Source organism: Bacillus sp. ABP14, assembly GCF_001831375.1.
GTDB lineage: Bacteria > Bacillota > Bacilli > Bacillales > Bacillaceae_G > Bacillus_A > Bacillus_A paranthracis.
In genome coordinates, this window is sequence record NZ_CP017016.1 from 616,735 (window position 1) to 632,517 (window position 15,783).

General features: G+C 35.8%; 16 protein-coding genes. 10 read left to right on the top strand and 6 right to left on the bottom strand.

Features of this window, described 5'->3' with window-relative positions; all coding sequences use genetic code 11:
* Positions 1–164 precede the first annotated feature (164 nt).
* Together BGI23_RS03175 and BGI23_RS03180 are read left to right on the top strand one after the other, a co-directional pair.
* Positions 165–452: an ArsR/SmtB family transcription factor gene (locus BGI23_RS03175; protein WP_000081429.1), complete on the top strand. Its 288-nt coding sequence runs from the start codon at positions 165–167 to the stop codon at positions 450–452.
* Positions 453–643: 191 nt separating this feature from the next.
* Positions 644–823, top strand: coding sequence for an acid-soluble spore protein H (locus BGI23_RS03180; protein ID WP_000382683.1), 180 nt, complete (start codon positions 644–646; stop codon positions 821–823).
* A gap of 41 nt (positions 824–864) precedes the next feature.
* Here the strand turns inward: BGI23_RS03180 and BGI23_RS03185 are convergent, their stop codons facing one another.
* Together BGI23_RS03185 and BGI23_RS03190 are read right to left on the bottom strand one after the other, a co-directional pair.
* Complete coding sequence (locus BGI23_RS03185) at positions 865–2,250, bottom strand: peptide MFS transporter (RefSeq protein WP_000338322.1); 1,386 nt, start codon at positions 2,248–2,250, stop codon at positions 865–867.
* A 381-nt stretch (positions 2,251–2,631) separates the two neighbouring features.
* A complete protein-coding gene (locus BGI23_RS03190) occupies positions 2,632–3,597 on the bottom strand; it encodes an ABC transporter substrate-binding protein (protein ID WP_070805199.1) in 966 nt (321 codons plus the stop codon).
* Positions 3,598–3,769: 172 nt separating this feature from the next.
* Between BGI23_RS03190 and BGI23_RS03195 the strand changes: the two genes are divergently transcribed.
* Genes BGI23_RS03195 through BGI23_RS03205 form a run of 3 tightly spaced genes read left to right on the top strand, consistent with a single transcriptional unit; the run spans position 3,770 to position 6,663 of the window.
* Complete coding sequence (locus BGI23_RS03195) at positions 3,770–4,774, top strand: FecCD family ABC transporter permease (RefSeq protein ID WP_000925218.1); 1,005 nt, start codon at positions 3,770–3,772, stop codon at positions 4,772–4,774.
* Positions 4,771–5,829, top strand: coding sequence for a FecCD family ABC transporter permease (locus BGI23_RS03200; protein WP_000760066.1), 1,059 nt, complete (start codon positions 4,771–4,773; stop codon positions 5,827–5,829). Before BGI23_RS03195 ends, BGI23_RS03200 begins: the two co-directional genes overlap by 4 nt.
* Positions 5,830–5,841: 12 nt before the next feature.
* Positions 5,842–6,663, top strand: coding sequence for an ABC transporter ATP-binding protein (locus BGI23_RS03205; protein ID WP_061131300.1), 822 nt, complete (start codon positions 5,842–5,844; stop codon positions 6,661–6,663).
* Positions 6,664–6,695: 32 nt separating this feature from the next.
* Here BGI23_RS03205 and BGI23_RS03210 read toward each other — a convergent pair whose 3' ends face one another.
* Positions 6,696–7,427, bottom strand: coding sequence for a class I SAM-dependent DNA methyltransferase (locus tag BGI23_RS03210; RefSeq protein WP_070805200.1), 732 nt, complete (start codon positions 7,425–7,427; stop codon positions 6,696–6,698).
* A gap of 213 nt (positions 7,428–7,640) precedes the next feature.
* On the opposite strand from BGI23_RS03210, the gene BGI23_RS03215 reads away from it, so the two are divergent.
* The 3 genes from BGI23_RS03215 (at position 7,641) to BGI23_RS03225 (ending at position 10,376) form a co-directional block, all read left to right on the top strand.
* Entirely contained in the window at positions 7,641–8,831 is a 1,191-nt protein-coding gene (locus BGI23_RS03215; protein ID WP_000095906.1) for a glycine C-acetyltransferase, read from the top strand.
* Between the two features lie 44 nt (positions 8,832–8,875).
* Positions 8,876–9,841, top strand: coding sequence for an L-threonine 3-dehydrogenase (locus BGI23_RS03220; RefSeq protein ID WP_000723139.1), 966 nt, complete (start codon positions 8,876–8,878; stop codon positions 9,839–9,841).
* A 112-nt stretch (positions 9,842–9,953) separates the two neighbouring features.
* Positions 9,954–10,376, top strand: coding sequence for an NUDIX hydrolase (locus BGI23_RS03225; RefSeq protein ID WP_070805201.1), 423 nt, complete (start codon positions 9,954–9,956; stop codon positions 10,374–10,376).
* Positions 10,377–10,415: 39 nt separating this feature from the next.
* Here the strand turns inward: BGI23_RS03225 and BGI23_RS03230 are convergent, their stop codons facing one another.
* The 3 genes from BGI23_RS03230 to BGI23_RS03240 form a co-directional block, all read right to left on the bottom strand.
* Positions 10,416–12,299, bottom strand: coding sequence for a vWA domain-containing protein (locus tag BGI23_RS03230; RefSeq protein WP_070805202.1), 1,884 nt, complete (start codon positions 12,297–12,299; stop codon positions 10,416–10,418).
* Between the two features lie 3 nt (positions 12,300–12,302).
* Positions 12,303–13,196: an ATP-binding protein gene (locus BGI23_RS03235; protein ID WP_070805203.1), complete on the bottom strand. Its 894-nt coding sequence runs from the start codon at positions 13,194–13,196 to the stop codon at positions 12,303–12,305.
* A 127-nt stretch (positions 13,197–13,323) separates the two neighbouring features.
* Complete coding sequence (locus BGI23_RS03240) at positions 13,324–14,853, bottom strand: cardiolipin synthase (RefSeq protein ID WP_070805204.1); 1,530 nt, start codon at positions 14,851–14,853, stop codon at positions 13,324–13,326.
* A gap of 232 nt (positions 14,854–15,085) precedes the next feature.
* Between BGI23_RS03240 and BGI23_RS03245 the strand changes: the two genes are divergently transcribed.
* Both BGI23_RS03245 and BGI23_RS03250 read left to right on the top strand, forming a co-directional pair.
* Entirely contained in the window at positions 15,086–15,322 is a 237-nt protein-coding gene (locus BGI23_RS03245) for a hypothetical protein (protein WP_070805205.1), read from the top strand.
* A gap of 30 nt (positions 15,323–15,352) precedes the next feature.
* Entirely contained in the window at positions 15,353–15,691 is a 339-nt protein-coding gene (locus tag BGI23_RS03250; protein WP_001106394.1) for a hypothetical protein, read from the top strand.
* Positions 15,692–15,783: the final 92 nt, after the last annotated feature.

Sequence of the window (15,783 nt, forward strand, 5' to 3'; positions counted from 1 at the left end):
ATAATATTCAAAATCAGCAAGGAATTTTTCCTGAGTTTTTTGTTGGTTAAGGTGGAAAAAATTTTCAGCTTTATAGGTTGATAAAGTTATGTCGTAACAGGAAATATAAGAACAGATATATAAATAAATAAAAAGAAAATAAAAACGAAAATGAGGGGAACTTTATGAGCCAAAATCAATTCGAATGTCGTATTTCAGAAGAAGATGTACAAATGTTAAGAGCGTTAGCGCATCCGTTGCGTCTACGCCTAGTAATGGAACTAATGCAACGTGGAACATGTAATGTAACACAATTACAGGAAGTGTTAGAAATTCCGCAATCAACAGTTTCGCAACATTTAACGAAATTAAAACAAAATAAAGTAGTACGCTTTGAACGACGAGGACTAGAAGTGTATTATCAAATTCATAATGATAAAGTAAGTGAAGTAGTAAAAACATTATTTTCTTAAAATTTGAATATTATGGAAAAAGACGTATAGGATATACGTCTTTTTTTATTTGTCAGAAAGGTAACATGAGAGAAAATGTTGGAATGTAAGGAAGAAAAGGCTATTAATTAACATGCTGCTATATGGAATATATTCTAAAGGGAAAAGAAAAGATAGAAAGGAGTGTAGCAAGTAAAAGGAGGAATGGTAGTATGGATGTAAAACGTGTGAAACAAATTTTATCTTCTTCAAGTAGAATTGACGTTACATATGAGGGCGTACCAGTATGGATTGAGAGCTGTGACGAGCAGAGCGGGGTTGCTCAAGTGTATGATGTATCTAATCCTGGAGAAAGCGTTCACGTGAACGTGACGGCTTTAGAGGAGAAGTAATAGAAAAGACGCTTCTGATTTTAGAAGCGTCTGTTTTTGTATTATTCCATCATACTCGCAACTTTTTTAGAGAAGAGAAGGAGTACAAGTCCTAAGACGATAACGATAATGCCAATACTTGCAAATACTTCAAGGTATCCTAATGATTGTGTAAAGGAAGCAAGTTTACCAGCTAACCAGTTAGCCATACCTGAACCAGCTAACCATACACCCATTAGTAATGATGCTAATTTAACAGGTGCAATTGCACTTACCATTGATAGACCGATTGGTGATAAGAATAGTTCTCCAATGGTATGGAACATATAAGTGATAACGATGAATAATAAGTTTGCTTTAACAGTTATATCAGCTTCGCTACTTCCAGTTTTTAGAACCGCTAATGTTAAAACAAGGTAACCTATACCTAGTAAAATCATACCAAATGCCATTTTTGTTGGTATTTTTAAATCGCCACGCTTTGATTTAGAAAGTTTTAACCATAGCATAGATACGAATGGTGCAAGTAGTACGATGAACGCTGGATTAACGGATTGGAACCAAGATGTTGGAATTTCCCATCCAAAAATTGTACGATCAACAAATTTATCTGTATAAAGTGTTAAAGAACTACCAGCTTGTTCAAAGCCTGCCCAGAAGAATACTACGAAACAAGTTAAAATTACAATTGCCCAAGTGCGGTTTTTTTCTTGTTTTGTTAAAGGTTTCTTTTCGACTGCAGGTTGATTTTTTGTTTTTTTACCAACAACTGTTGTTCCTGCTGTACCAAGATAGCGAGGAGCTAATAAGTTGAAAACAATTTGTCCAATAATCATACCGATACAAGCTGCTAAGAATCCGTATTTATATCCCATAACCATAACGCCATCAACGCTTGTTTTAAAGAAATCTTCTGCTAAAAATCCACAAATAAGTGGAGCGAAGAAAGCACCTACATTAATACCCATATAGAAGATAGTAAATGCACTGTCACGACGTGAATCATTTTCACTATACAATTCACCTAACAGTGTAGAAATATTTGGTTTGAAGAACCCATTACCAATAACTAATAGTATTAATCCTAGAAATAGTCCTGTTTTTGTATTCATTGAGAATAGTACAAAGTTGCCGATTGCCATAATAATTCCGCCGAGAGTAATGGCATGACGTCTTGTAATATAATGATCCGTTAGCCATCCACCTATAATTGGCATGAAATATACTGCCGCTGTAAAAGTACCATATAATTGCACTGCAAACGCCTTATCAAATCCTAACCCGCCACTAACCGCAGCAGTCGTTAAATAAAGAACTAAAAGGCCACGCATTCCATAATAACTAAATCTTTCCCACATTTCTGTTAAGAACAACAAGTACAATCCTGGTGGATGTTTTTTTGGTGATTGTTGCTCTCCAGCTTTGTCTAATTTTAAAGCTGCATCCATTTTTGTTTCCCCCTAATCCTGTATAACGGATATTTATGTAATCATTTTAATTTACAAAATATTTAGAAGTCAATAGAATTATATGGAAATAGAAAGAAAATTTCTAAAAAAGTTCTATTTTACTTCGACCGTTACTGTATTTTGCCCTGAAAACAAGATGATAAGCGTTTTCAAATGTAATAATTGAATTCTAAAAGAAAATAAAATAGTGATTAATCAGAAAATTTAGATTAAAATATTTATTCTGATATAGAGAAAATATATTCTATTTACTTTTATAATATAACATATTGGGAATAAAAATACAAAATGAAATAATGTGACATTTAAGTGAATTGAAAAATAACCAGCTCCATAGAAGGGGAGCTGGTTAGGGAAATACTATTTAACAAAGCGTTTTTCGATATCATCTAATAGTAGGTTAGCAGCCATTACACCGCCAGCAGTATTCCAAATCACATCGTCAACTTTGTATGCTTTATTATTTTTCACTGCATTTAAATTTTTAAATAGTGGATCATTGATATATTCTTTTTCTAATTCAGAGCCTTTTTTCTCATTTCCTTTATCGAATGTGAAGTAGAACAATACATCGCCATCCATTGCAGAAATACGTTCTTTAGATACGTTACGCTCTGCGAAGTCATCTTTATTTTGATCGCCAGGACGTTTAAATCCAAGTTCTTTTAAAATAACACCAGAGAATGTATCACCATGATAAATACGAACATCACCAGGCATGAAGCGAACCATAGAGATTTCTTGATTTACTTTATCACCTAGTTTGGCTTTTAAATCTTTCATACGTTTATCGTAATCAGCTAAAACCTTTTGGCCTTCTTTTTCTTTATTTAATGCTTTCGCATAAAACTTGAAGTTATCTTTCCATTCACCGCGTAATGTTTCAGAGAACACAGTAGGTGCAATTGCTTTTAGTTGCTCGTACACTTTTTCGTGACGCATTTTGTTACCGATAATTAAGTCTGGTTTTAAAGAAGCGATTGTTTCTATGTTCACTTGTCCTTCATCACCAACAACTTTTACATCTTTCATTTTATCTTTAATATGTGGATACCATGGATCACCAGTCCAAGATTTTACAGCCCCAACTGGTTTAACACCTAATTCAAGTAAAGCTTCAGTACCTTCATTTGTTAAAATGACTACACGTTTTGGATTAGCAGGAACTTCTGTTTTACCCATTGCATGTTCCACAGGAATCATTTCTTTTTTCGTATCTTCTTTTGATTCTTCTTTCGTATTTGATTTTCCACAAGCACTTAAAAGTAGTGAAAAGGCTAATAAAAATACAAATACTGTAAACGATTTCTTTCGCATGAAATTCATTATGTACCCCCTACATAGTGAGAATTTTTTTCAATAGCAAGCATGATATTAAGCCTTTATCTTTAGATTGTCAATACATACGGTTGAAAATAATTCTCATTTCCGTTGACAATGAGAATTAAGTTGAAATACACTTACAACGTATCATTATACATTGAAGGGGAAACGCTGCATGTTATTAAAAACAAATCGAGCAAAATGGATTGGATTATTTGTTGGGATCATTGCAGTCATTACTTGTATTTGGGGAAGTATTATTTTCGGATATACAAATACGAGTTGGAAATTAGCGTTAGATGCTTTTTTCCATTTTAATGGGTCCAATGAACATATTATTATTCAAAATGTGCGTCTACCAAGAGCATTAATTGCAGCGAGTGTTGGTGCTAGTTTAGCCATTGCAGGTTGTCTTATGCAAACTTTAACGAAAAATCCACTTGCTTCTCCAGATTTTATTGGATTAAATTCAGGTGCTGCTTTCTTCATAGTTGTAGCAATTGTTATTTTTTCCGTGACATCATTATCAGCCTTCACGTGGATTGCCTTCTTAGGGGCAGCAATTGCAGCTGTACTTGTATTTGCTTCTAGTTCTTTAGGAAAAGAGGGGACAACGCCTCTTAAGTTAACGTTAGCAGGGGTGGCAATTAGTGCGTTATTTTCATCATTAACACAAGGATTACTTGTTTTAAATGAAAAGGCGCTTGAAGAAGTATTATTTTGGCTTGCCGGATCTGTGCAAGGAAGAAAGTTAGAAATTTTACAATCAGTATTCCCGTATTTATTAATAGGCTGGATGGCATCTATTATGATGGCAGGGAAAGTAAATACATTGATGATGGGGGAAGACGTTGCAAAAGGACTTGGTCAAAGAACGATTTTAATGAAATCATTCGTACTACTTATTATTGTCCTGTTATCCGGTGGTTCAGTTGCGGTCGCTGGTCCGATTGGGTTTATTGGTATTGTTACTCCGCATTTTGCCAGATTTCTTGTTGGGGTCGATCACAGATGGAGAGTACCGTATAGTGGTTTGTTAGGTGCAATACTATTAATCTTAGCTGATATAGCAGCAAGATATGTCATTATGCCACAAGAAGTACCAGTAGGGGTTATGACAGCATTTATTGGGGCCCCATTCTTTATTTATATTGCACGTAAGAGAGGGCTTAGCAAATGAAGAAGTATATTCCGTTTCGTATAGGAAAAGGCGGGCTCTCGTTTTTAATGTATAAACGAGCTTGTCTCGTCTTATTCAGTTTACTAGTTGTTTTAATAGGATTATTTTTTGCGAGTGCAGGTATGGGAGACATGAAAATTGCTCCTTATGATGTATGGCAAGCGATTACTGGAAATGGCGATGCGATGTCCAATATGGTTGTAAATAAGTTTCGTATGCCTCGTATTTTAATTGCTATCCTTGTAGGAATCGCACTTGCTGTAGCAGGATGTATTTTACAAGGGCTCGTTCGAAATCCACTTGCTTCTCCGGATATCATCGGGATTACAGGTGGTGCAAGTGTTGCAGTTGTATTATTTTTAGCTATATTTAGTGATAAAAATAATGCGCTAACTGTAAGCATTCATTATATGCCGTTAGCAGCTTTTATTGGGGCAACGATTGTAGCACTTTTTGTATATTTATTTGCATGGAGAAATGACGGATTATCACCGATTAGTCTTGTTTTAATTGGTGTTGGTTTTTGGGCATTAACGAAAGCGGCAACGACTTTGTTTATGTTGTTAGCGCCAATTTACCAAGCGAGTCAAGCGAATGTATGGATTACAGGCACTGTTTATGGTTCTTCTTGGCAAAACGTCATGGTACTTGCGCCGTGGGTTCTCATTTTAACGGTAATATCATTTATAGCTGCTAGACATTTAAATGCGCAAGAGCTAGGGGATGATATTGCGGTAGGGCTTGGTGTTCCTTTAACGAAGTCACGCATATTTATGTTATTACTTAGTACAGCTTTAATTGGTGGAGCAGTTGCCTTTGCTGGTGGAATTGGATTTGTCGGTTTAATGGCACCTCATATTTCACGAAGACTAGTTGGTTCTTTATACGGTGCATTACTCCCGGTTGCGGCTATTGTCGGTGCAATTTTAGTACTTGCTGCAGATTTAATTGGGCGTACAGTTTTCACCCCACTTGAAATTCCAGCAGGGGTATTTACATCAGCAATTGGTGCACCTTATTTTATTTATTTACTTTATAAAAGTCGGAATTCATAAAGGAAGATGAATATGCAAAAAGCATTGGAGACGAAACGTTTGACGTTGTCTTACGGTGAAACAATTATTATTGATGAGTTGAATTTAGAAATTCCAAAAGGTGAAATTACCATCTTTATCGGTTCTAACGGTTGCGGGAAATCGACCTTATTACGTTCACTAGCTAGATTATTAAAACCAACAGCTGGTGACATTTTGTTAGATAATCAAGCCATTCAAAATATGCAAACGAAGCAAATCGCTCGTCAAATGGCAATTTTACCGCAAGGACCGCAAGCGCCAGAAGGGCTTACAGTATTGCAACTTGTAAAGCAAGGACGTTATCCGTATCAAACATGGCTGAAGCAATGGTCAGAAAAAGATGAGGAAATGGTACAGAAAGCACTTGCAGCAACAGGTATGACAGAATTTGCTGAGCGTGATGTACATGCTCTTTCAGGTGGACAACGTCAACGTGCTTGGATTGCAATGACGCTTGCACAAGATACAGATATTATTTTATTGGATGAGCCTACTACCTATTTAGATATGACTCACCAAATTGAAGTGCTAGATTTATTATTCGAATTAAATGAAACAGAACAAAGAACAATTGTTATGGTACTACACGATTTAAATTTAGCATGCCGTTATGCAGATAATATTGTAGCCATTCAAGATAAACAAATATATGCACAAGGTAAGCCAGAAGAAGTAGTGGATGAGAAACTAGTACGTGATGTATTCCGAATGGAATGTCAAATTAGTACGGATCCGTTATTTGGGACGCCACTTTGTATCCCGCATGGAAAAGGAAGACGTGTACGTAAAGAAGTTGCTCATGCAATGAGATAAAGAAAAAGACGATGAGGAAATCATCGTCTTTTTTATTTTCGGCAAGAGAATAAGAGAAAGAGGGGAATACGTAAACGACGTTCATATTCTTCCTCGCTTTGAAAATAAGTTTGATCTGGTGTAGCTTCTTTTAAGTTTGTAATTGTAAATCCAGTTTGTTGTAATAGTGTGAAATATTCTTCCGTTGTACGATGATATTTAATAACTTCTTGATCAATCCAAGGTTCAACGCGTTTTCCCGTTTTAAAATACTCATCGACGAGCCAGCTTGTTCTCTTTCCGCTCGTTTGCAAGCTTTCAAATGAAGAAGTAATAACAGGGTGTTGAACGCTAAAAGTAAAGATTCCATTTGTTTTTAAAGTTTCGTACACATTTTGAAAAATGATAGGAAGATGTTCGATATAATGTAGGGCGAGTCTAGATGTTACTAAATCAAAAGTAGCAGGAGGGTATGTGTAGTCTTTGAGGTTTAAAAAATGGACGATCCCATTTTTATTTTCTAGTTGTTTTTTAGCTTTTTCATACATAAGTTTGGAGCCTTCAATACCAGTGTAAGAGTGGCAGTCTTTTTCTAATAATTCCTTGCCAAATTTTGCGTCACCGCAGCCTAAATCGAGGATTTTCTTTCCTTTCACATCACCAACGAGTTGAAAGAAGGTTGGTTTTTCTAGTGATTCATTTGGGCTATTTTCCCGGTATCTTCGTTTCATATATTGTTTAAAAAATGCTTCGTTATTATATACATCAGATTCAGTAAATGCCATGATTGAAGCCCCCTTACATATTTTTTTTATTCTACCAAATATGAAAAGTAAATGATAGATTTCTTGCAATGAATCATATATAATCTAAAATTGTAAGCGGTTACTTTAAACTATTTTTCTATAATAAATTCTGAAAACGTGTTAAGCTAGTAGAGGGATTATTAGAACTATTAAGATAATAATTCGCTTACATGAACGATGGGAGGCTTCACGATGTCTAGTAAAACACTTGCGAAATTTTTAGAAGAAAATTTAGAGGATTTAAAATCAAAGGGGCTTTATAACGTAATTGATCCGCTCGAAAGTTCAAATGGACCGATCATTACAATTGGCGGAAAAGAATATATTAACTTATCTTCAAACAACTATCTTGGATTAGCAACAGATAGCCGTTTGCAAGAAGCTGCAATTGGTGCCATTCATAAGTACGGCGTTGGAGCAGGAGCGGTTCGTACAATTAACGGTACTTTAGATTTGCATATTAAATTAGAAGAAACAATTGCAAAGTTTAAACATACAGAAGCAGCGATTGCTTATCAATCAGGATTTAATTGTAATATGGCAGCGATTTCAGCCGTTATGGATAAAAATGATGCGATTCTTTCAGACGAGTTAAACCATGCTTCTATTATTGATGGTAGTCGTCTATCAAAAGCAAAAATTATTGTTTATAAACATTCTGATATGGAAGATTTACGCCAAAAAGCAATCGCGGCGAAAGAATCAGGGCTTTACAATAAATTAATGGTAATTACAGACGGTGTTTTCTCAATGGATGGAGATGTTGCAAAATTACCAGAGATTGTTGAGATTGCAGAAGAATTAGATTTAATGACATATGTAGATGATGCACATGGTTCGGGTGTACTTGGAAAAGGTGCAGGAACTGTAAAACATTTCGGTCTGTCTGACAAAGTTGATTTCCAAATTGGTACATTATCAAAAGCAATTGGGGTAATTGGTGGATATGTAGCAGGGAAACAAAACTTAATTGACTGGTTAAAAGTTCGTTCACGTCCATTCTTATTCTCTACAGCATTAACACCAGCTGATGCAGCAGCTTGCATGAGATCAATTGAAATCTTAATGGAAAGCACAGAGTTGCACGATCGTTTATGGGAAAATGGTCGCTATTTAAAACAAGGATTAAAAGAACTTGGCTTTAACATCGGAGAAAGTGAAACGCCAATTACACCTTGTATTATTGGTGACGAAGTATTAACACAAGAATTTAGTAAACGTCTAAATGAAGAAGGCGTATATGCAAAATCTATCGTGTTCCCAACTGTAGCTAAAGGAACAGGACGTGTTCGTAATATGCCAACAGCAGCTCATACGAAAGAAATGTTAGATGAAGCAATTCGTAAGTATGAAAAAGTAGGGAAAGAAATGGGCATCATTTAAGTAAAGACATCTTTTGAATAGCTTGCAAATGAGGAGTGGGGAAAATGAAAAAAATTCTAGTAACCGGTTCTTTAGGGCAAATTGGTTCTGAACTAGTAATGAAACTTCGTGATGTATACGGCGCATCAAATGTTATTGCAACAGATATTCGTGAAACAGATAGTGAAGTAGTAACGTCTGGTCCATTTGAAACGTTAGATGTAACAGATGGACAAAAACTACATGATATCGCAAAGCGTAATGAAGTAGATACAATTATTCATTTAGCAGCTTTACTTTCAGCAACGGCGGAAAAAAATCCGCTATTTGCATGGAATTTAAATATGGGCGGACTTGTAAATGCATTAGAAGCAGCTCGTGAATTAAACTGTAAGTTTTTCACGCCGAGTTCTATCGGTGCATTTGGTCCATCAACGCCGAAAGATAATACGCCACAAGATACAATTCAACGTCCTACTACGATGTATGGGGTAAACAAAGTAGCAGGAGAATTACTATGTGATTATTATCATCAAAAGTTTGGCGTTGATACGCGCGGTGTACGTTTCCCAGGCTTAATTTCTTACGTAGCTCCTCCAGGAGGCGGAACAACTGATTATGCAGTTGAAATTTATTATGAGGCGATTAAAAAAGGCACATACACCTCATACATTGCAGAAGGAACATACATGGATATGATGTACATGCCAGATGCTTTACAAGCGATCATTTCATTAATGGAAGCTGATCCAAGTAAGCTAGTGCATAGAAATGCATTTAATATTACAGCAATGAGCTTTGAGCCAGAGCAAATCGCAGCATCAATTCGTAAACACATTCCGACGTTTACAATGGACTACGCCGTAGATCCAGCTCGTCAAACAATTGCTGATAGCTGGCCAAACTCTATTGATGCAACAGCAGCAATGAAAGAGTGGGGCTTTAAAGCAGAATACGATTTAGACAAAATGACAACGGACATGTTGGCTAAGTTAAAAAAAAAGCTCACAGCTGAGTTAGTGATGAATTAATAGGAAGGGTCAATTCTTAGGAATCGACCCTTTTTATTTGTATTTTAGGAATATACAAATAATTACAAATGTGATAGAATGAGTTAATTTGTGTGTAAAGGGGAGAAGCAACATGCAAAGAGTTGATGTCGTATATGCACTAATACATGACGAAGAAACAGATAAAATATTAATGGTACATAATGTAGAACAAAATGTTTGGTCATTGCCGGGTGGGGCTGTTGAAAAGGGTGAAACGTTAGAGAAAGCTCTAGTAAGGGAAGTAAACGAAGAGACAGGTTTAACGGCTATGGCAGGTGGACTTGTTGCGATTAATGAAAAATTCTTTGAAGAATCAGGGAATCATGCACTATTATTTACATTCCGAGCAAGTGTAGTAAAAGGGGAACTTATGGCAGAAGATGAAGAGGAAATTTCCGCAATAGAGTGGGTGGATCGATCAATCGCAAATGAACGATTCCCATTCTACGATGGAGGATTCGATTCATTATTAACAGTAGCCATTCCATACAAGTTTCAGCCAGAAACAAAGTGATTGAAAGAAAAAAAACAGGAGCACAAGGCTCCTGTTTTTCTATTCAATCGTCTTCAGTAATAACTTTTTCAATAGTGGTTTAATCTTCAGACGTAAATCTTCAGCGTGATTTGCAACTAAGAAGTGATGGTTATAAATGTTCTTCATTAATTGATACGTTGCTTCTTTCGCTTCGCCTTCTTCGATGAAAATTCCGATTACTTCCATACCACTTTTACGAGCAAGTTTGACAGCTTCATGCGTATCTAAAATACCATCTTGTTGGTAGTCTAGCGCAGAAGGCTCACCGTCTGTGAAGACAAGTAAGAATTTATGTTTTTCTGGTCTTTTTGCAAGTTTTTCAGAAACGATACGAATAATATATCCGTCGCGGTTATCTTCTTCTTCGCGAAGCTGCATAATTTCTGGACCAACGTTTGGTAACGTTGAGTTTTTATACGTTACAACTTCATGGATAACGTTCGGCTTATCTTCAGGTTTCGCACTAGAAGCATCTTCCCAAAATCCGCTAATAGCGTGCGGGATTTTTAAAGATTTCAACGCTTCATGGAATAGGACCACACTCTTTTTCGTTTCTTCCATTTTGTTATACATAGAACCAGAGCAGTCTACTAATAGTTGGAATGCAACGTCGAGCTCTTGTGATTCTTGCCCTTTTTTATAAAACATGCGAGGCTGCTTTTCAGTATAAATACGAAGGAATTTCTTACGAAGTCTTCCGTAATATTTATCACTATTTGCATTCGTTTTATTTTCAATCGTTTTTTCGATAATTTTCTTTAATTCTTTTACATCTTTATTAACGACTGATTTGATAGCTTGGTAATCCTTTTTCTCATCAGGATTTGGTTTACGTGCTTCTTTAAATGTATGAGAAGCGCCAGTGTTATATTTACCATATGCACCATCATTTTGACTAGAAGCGTGAGAAGCTCTTGCGTCTTTTGTATCAGCACCATCAAAGTTAGATTGTGTACTTTTTTGAGAAGTACCTTGTACAGAGCCAAGTGCTTGGTCGCCATCTTCTGATTCGCGAGCAGTGTCACCCATCATATTTGTTTTTGTTCCGCTTTCTAATTCAAAGCGTAAAAAGTTCTCGTTTTCATTGTTTTTATTTTCACGGTGCCATGTTGAGAAGCTTTCATCCATTTTGTTTTTATTTTCATCGTCATCTATGAGCTGCGTATCATCATTTGCTAAATCTTCGACGCGACAGTTTTTTTCATCTTCAATGACAGATAAATAAAGCGGTGCATGCCCGAAATAGTTGTTCAGCATATCACTTTCAAGAAGCTCCTCTAAGCGATAGCGAATTTTCTCAACGATATACATAATATCTTCCGTATTACGAGCTTGGAATGTTTCATGCAAAATCGCTTCAATTTGCTCGAAATATTCATTATTAAACATTTCATATTTATCGCTCGTTAATGAAAGATAGCATAGACAAAATAGGCGATCACCGTGATAGTTACGAACGCGATTGATTTCATTTTGTGAGCTAAAGTAATTGCGATACATTTCTTTTCTTCTTTTAAAAACATGCTTTGTGCCAGGGCGTAAGTTTTTTACGATTTCCTCAACACGTAAATCTTCTAATAGAACAAATAATTGTGTTAAAAACTTTTTTAATGGTGATTCTTGCAATTCAATTGCATAAGAACGAATTAAAGTCATGTCCGAGTAATGTTTATTACCAAGTGCTTTTAAAAACACTTCGCTTTTTAATCCGATTACTGTATCCTCTTCTTTTCGATCATCCCAAAAGTGACTAATGACAACCTTCTTTTCAATTTCGTCGTAGTATGCTTTATAGCCATACTCAAGGTAGGCATCATCTTCTTTGAGAAGGGCATACATTAAGTTTTCCATTTGTAGAAACAGCGACGCATCAATTTTTTTGTCACTAAAAATTTGTCTCATGAATTATCCCTCAAAGAAATAACTTTCTGCTAATTCACGGACAGTCATTTGTTCTGTTTCATCGTTTAATTTTGCAATAATACTACGTTCAATTGCACGCATAACAGGAATATATACACCTAAATCACATGCATCGATAATGCCACGAATACTTGCTGCTTCTTCACTTACGCGGCCATCACGAGCTAAAGGCATAAGATCGCTTGCAAATGCAACAAACTTTTCAATTGTTGTAACATCTTTTAATTTTGATTCTGCTAATAATAATTCTTTTAATGTATCACCTTGAATGTAAGGAACTTCAATAATAACGAAACGGTTTTTTAACGCTTCGTTTAGTTCACTTGTACCAACGTAACCTTCATTAATTGCAGCGATTACGCGATATTCGTCATCACCGTATACAACTTCTTGTGTAAACGGGTTTGTAATCATTTTACGGTAATCTAATGCACCGTGAAGAAGTGGTAACGTTTCAGGTTTTGCCATATTGATTTCATCAATATATAGGAAATGACCGTTCTTCATTGCTTTCATAAGAGGACCGTTAACGAATGCAACTTCAGATGCGCCATCTTTCGTTTGTAGTGTGTTGTATCCTAAAATACCTTCTACATCTAGGTCGACAGAACAGTTAATGCTATGCATTGGTTTTTGGAATAAAGAAGAAAGCGTTTCAGCTAGTACTGTTTTACCACTACCAGTCGGCCCTTTTAATAGAATGTTTTTGCCAAGAAGAAGTGCTGTAATGGCATCTTCGATAATGCTATTATCAGATGCTTTATATATTTTTGTACCGATTAAATGTGCATTTTCACCAGCTTCTTGCTTATTCTTTTCGTGAATTGTAGAGAGCTGTTGTTTTAAATCAGCATGTATATGAAATTGTTCTAACATGTATTTCCCACCTAACATTATTTTCATAAAGTAATACATCTTATGATAACTTGTTTTAATATGGTATGCAAAGAAAAGGAGAGGGGACAAATATAAAAGAAAAAGCAATCAATAGTACATTGATTGCTTATAGTAAAGGAGAAATGAGCCTCATAAAAGACTCTAATATTCGTTTTTTGATACTTCTTTTTTGGAAAGCGTTCCATTTAATTTCAGTGGAATGTTTAAAGTCTTCTTCAAAATCACGTTTAATATCATGAACAGTTTCTGATTCATACAGTACGCTAATAATTTCGTAATTCAATTCAAAGCTGCGTACATCCATATTTGCTGTTCCGATTGTTGCAATTTTATCATCAACAATTACAATTTTTGCATGCATAAAGCCATCTTTATAACTATAGATGGAGGCACCAGCTTTTAAAAGTGGAGTGAAGTAGGACTGGGATGCTTGATCACTAATAATACTATCACTTTTACCAGGATATAAAATGCGTACATCTATGCCAGATATTGCACTTAAACGTAATAATGTTAAAGTTTCTTGATCTGGAATAAAATATGGTGTAGCAATCCAAATAGATTTTTTTGCAGAGCCCATAATAGCTAATAACGTATTACGAATGCTTTTATCATCTGAGCTTGGTCCGCTCGCTACAATTTGCACAGCACCTTCTGCACTTGAAATTTCTTTACCTGGGAAGTATTGTCTATTCATAAATTGATCCCAAGAATAGGTTTTTAACCCACTAGATGCATAGAGCCAGTCCTCTAGAAAAATTGCTTGTAATTTATATAACGCTTTTCCTTCGATTTTTAAATGACTATCACGCCAAACGGGAAATTTTTTTGAACGGCCAAGATATTCATCACCAACATTGAGTCCCCCCGTAAAACCGATTTCTCCATCTACAATTACAATTTTACGGTGGTTACGATAATTAACTGTTTCAAGTAACCAAGCTGAAAAAATAGGATCAAATTCAACAATTTCAATCCCAGCTTCTTTCATAGGTTTTAAAAAGCGTCTTCTTAACGTATTACTTCCTAATCCATCATAAAGGAAACGTACAATAACACCAGCTTTTGCTTTATTTATTAACGCATCCCTAACTTTTGTACCAATCTCATCAGATTTATAAATATAGTATTGAATATGTATGTGATGTTTTGCTTGCTCAATAGCTTGCAAAATTTCTGAGAATGTTTGATCTCCGTTTGTTAAAAGTTTTGTAGTTGTTCTATCTGCGGCAGGCCCGCCTCCAAATTTTTGTACGACTTCTGTTAAATGGGCGGAGCGTTCACTTAATGGGACTTTGAGTGATAACTCTAGCCGTCTTCCTTCTAATATTTCACGGAATAATTTTCTTTGTTCTTCTGAACGATGGAGATGCTTTTTTCTTCTCCAACGGCTACGTCCGAAAATAGAGTATAAAAGCACACCTATAACGGGAAGAAGTGCTAATACTAAAAACCACGCTAAGGTACTTTGAGGAGACCTATTTTCGATAAAAATAACGAATGAAATTCCTACAATTGTGATGGACCAGAGAACGCCGACAAATGTATATAACGAAATATAAGATGTATTTAATAGGAAAAGAACGATAGATACAATTGTAAATATTAATAGTAATTGGATGATAGGTTTCTTCATTTCTATATAATTCCTCTAATCTTTCCTCAATATAGACTTCCTAAATAACAGATGTATTGTGACATTTTTATCCGACTTTAATGGGCAGTAAGACCCCCACTGATTAAAGTTTCACTTTATTATAAAGTGTTTTCTGTTTTTTACAAAATGTAGGTATATCCCCATACTTTCCGCATTTGTCCTACATACAGTGTATTGTTACGTTTTTAAAGAGAAAAGGAGGGTGAATAAAATGTATGGTCGTCCAATTGAAGGGTTTGGTCACGGTGGTGGTTTCGGTCACGGAGGTTTTCATGGTGGTTTTGGACATTCACCATTTTTTGGTGGAGGTTTCTTTCCAGGGTTTGTAGCAGGAGCATTACTCAGCCCTGGATTTGGTTATGGGGGATATGGTTATCCGTATTACTCGGATTATTCTTATTATACAGGTTACCAACAAGATCCATATTATTCTTACAATACCTATTAAGATGAGAAAATGGAAAAGGAGAGGGGAAATATGAATTATATAGAAAATAACGGATTGTATTATCGTAATCATCATCATGGAGGGCACCATCATAACGGCGGACATCACCACCATGGAGGGCACAATCACCATGATCATCATCACCATCACGGAGGTGGATGGGGCTGGGGTGGCGGCTCATGGGGCGGTGGATTTTTCCCTGGAAGTTTTGCTGGAGGTGTGTTAGGTGGGCTTACAGCTGGCGCACTAACGGGTGCAGCAGGTGGAGGCTACTATCCAGCGCCGTACCCAGTAACTTATCCAGCGCCATATCCAGTTCCATATCCAACACCATATCCGGGGTATCAACAAACACCATATCCGTATTAAACAAAAAAAGAGGCTATCCTCTTTTTTTGTTTAATACGGTATTTATTTATAAAATACTTCCAAAATTAAGGTGAAAATATGTTAATATTTTG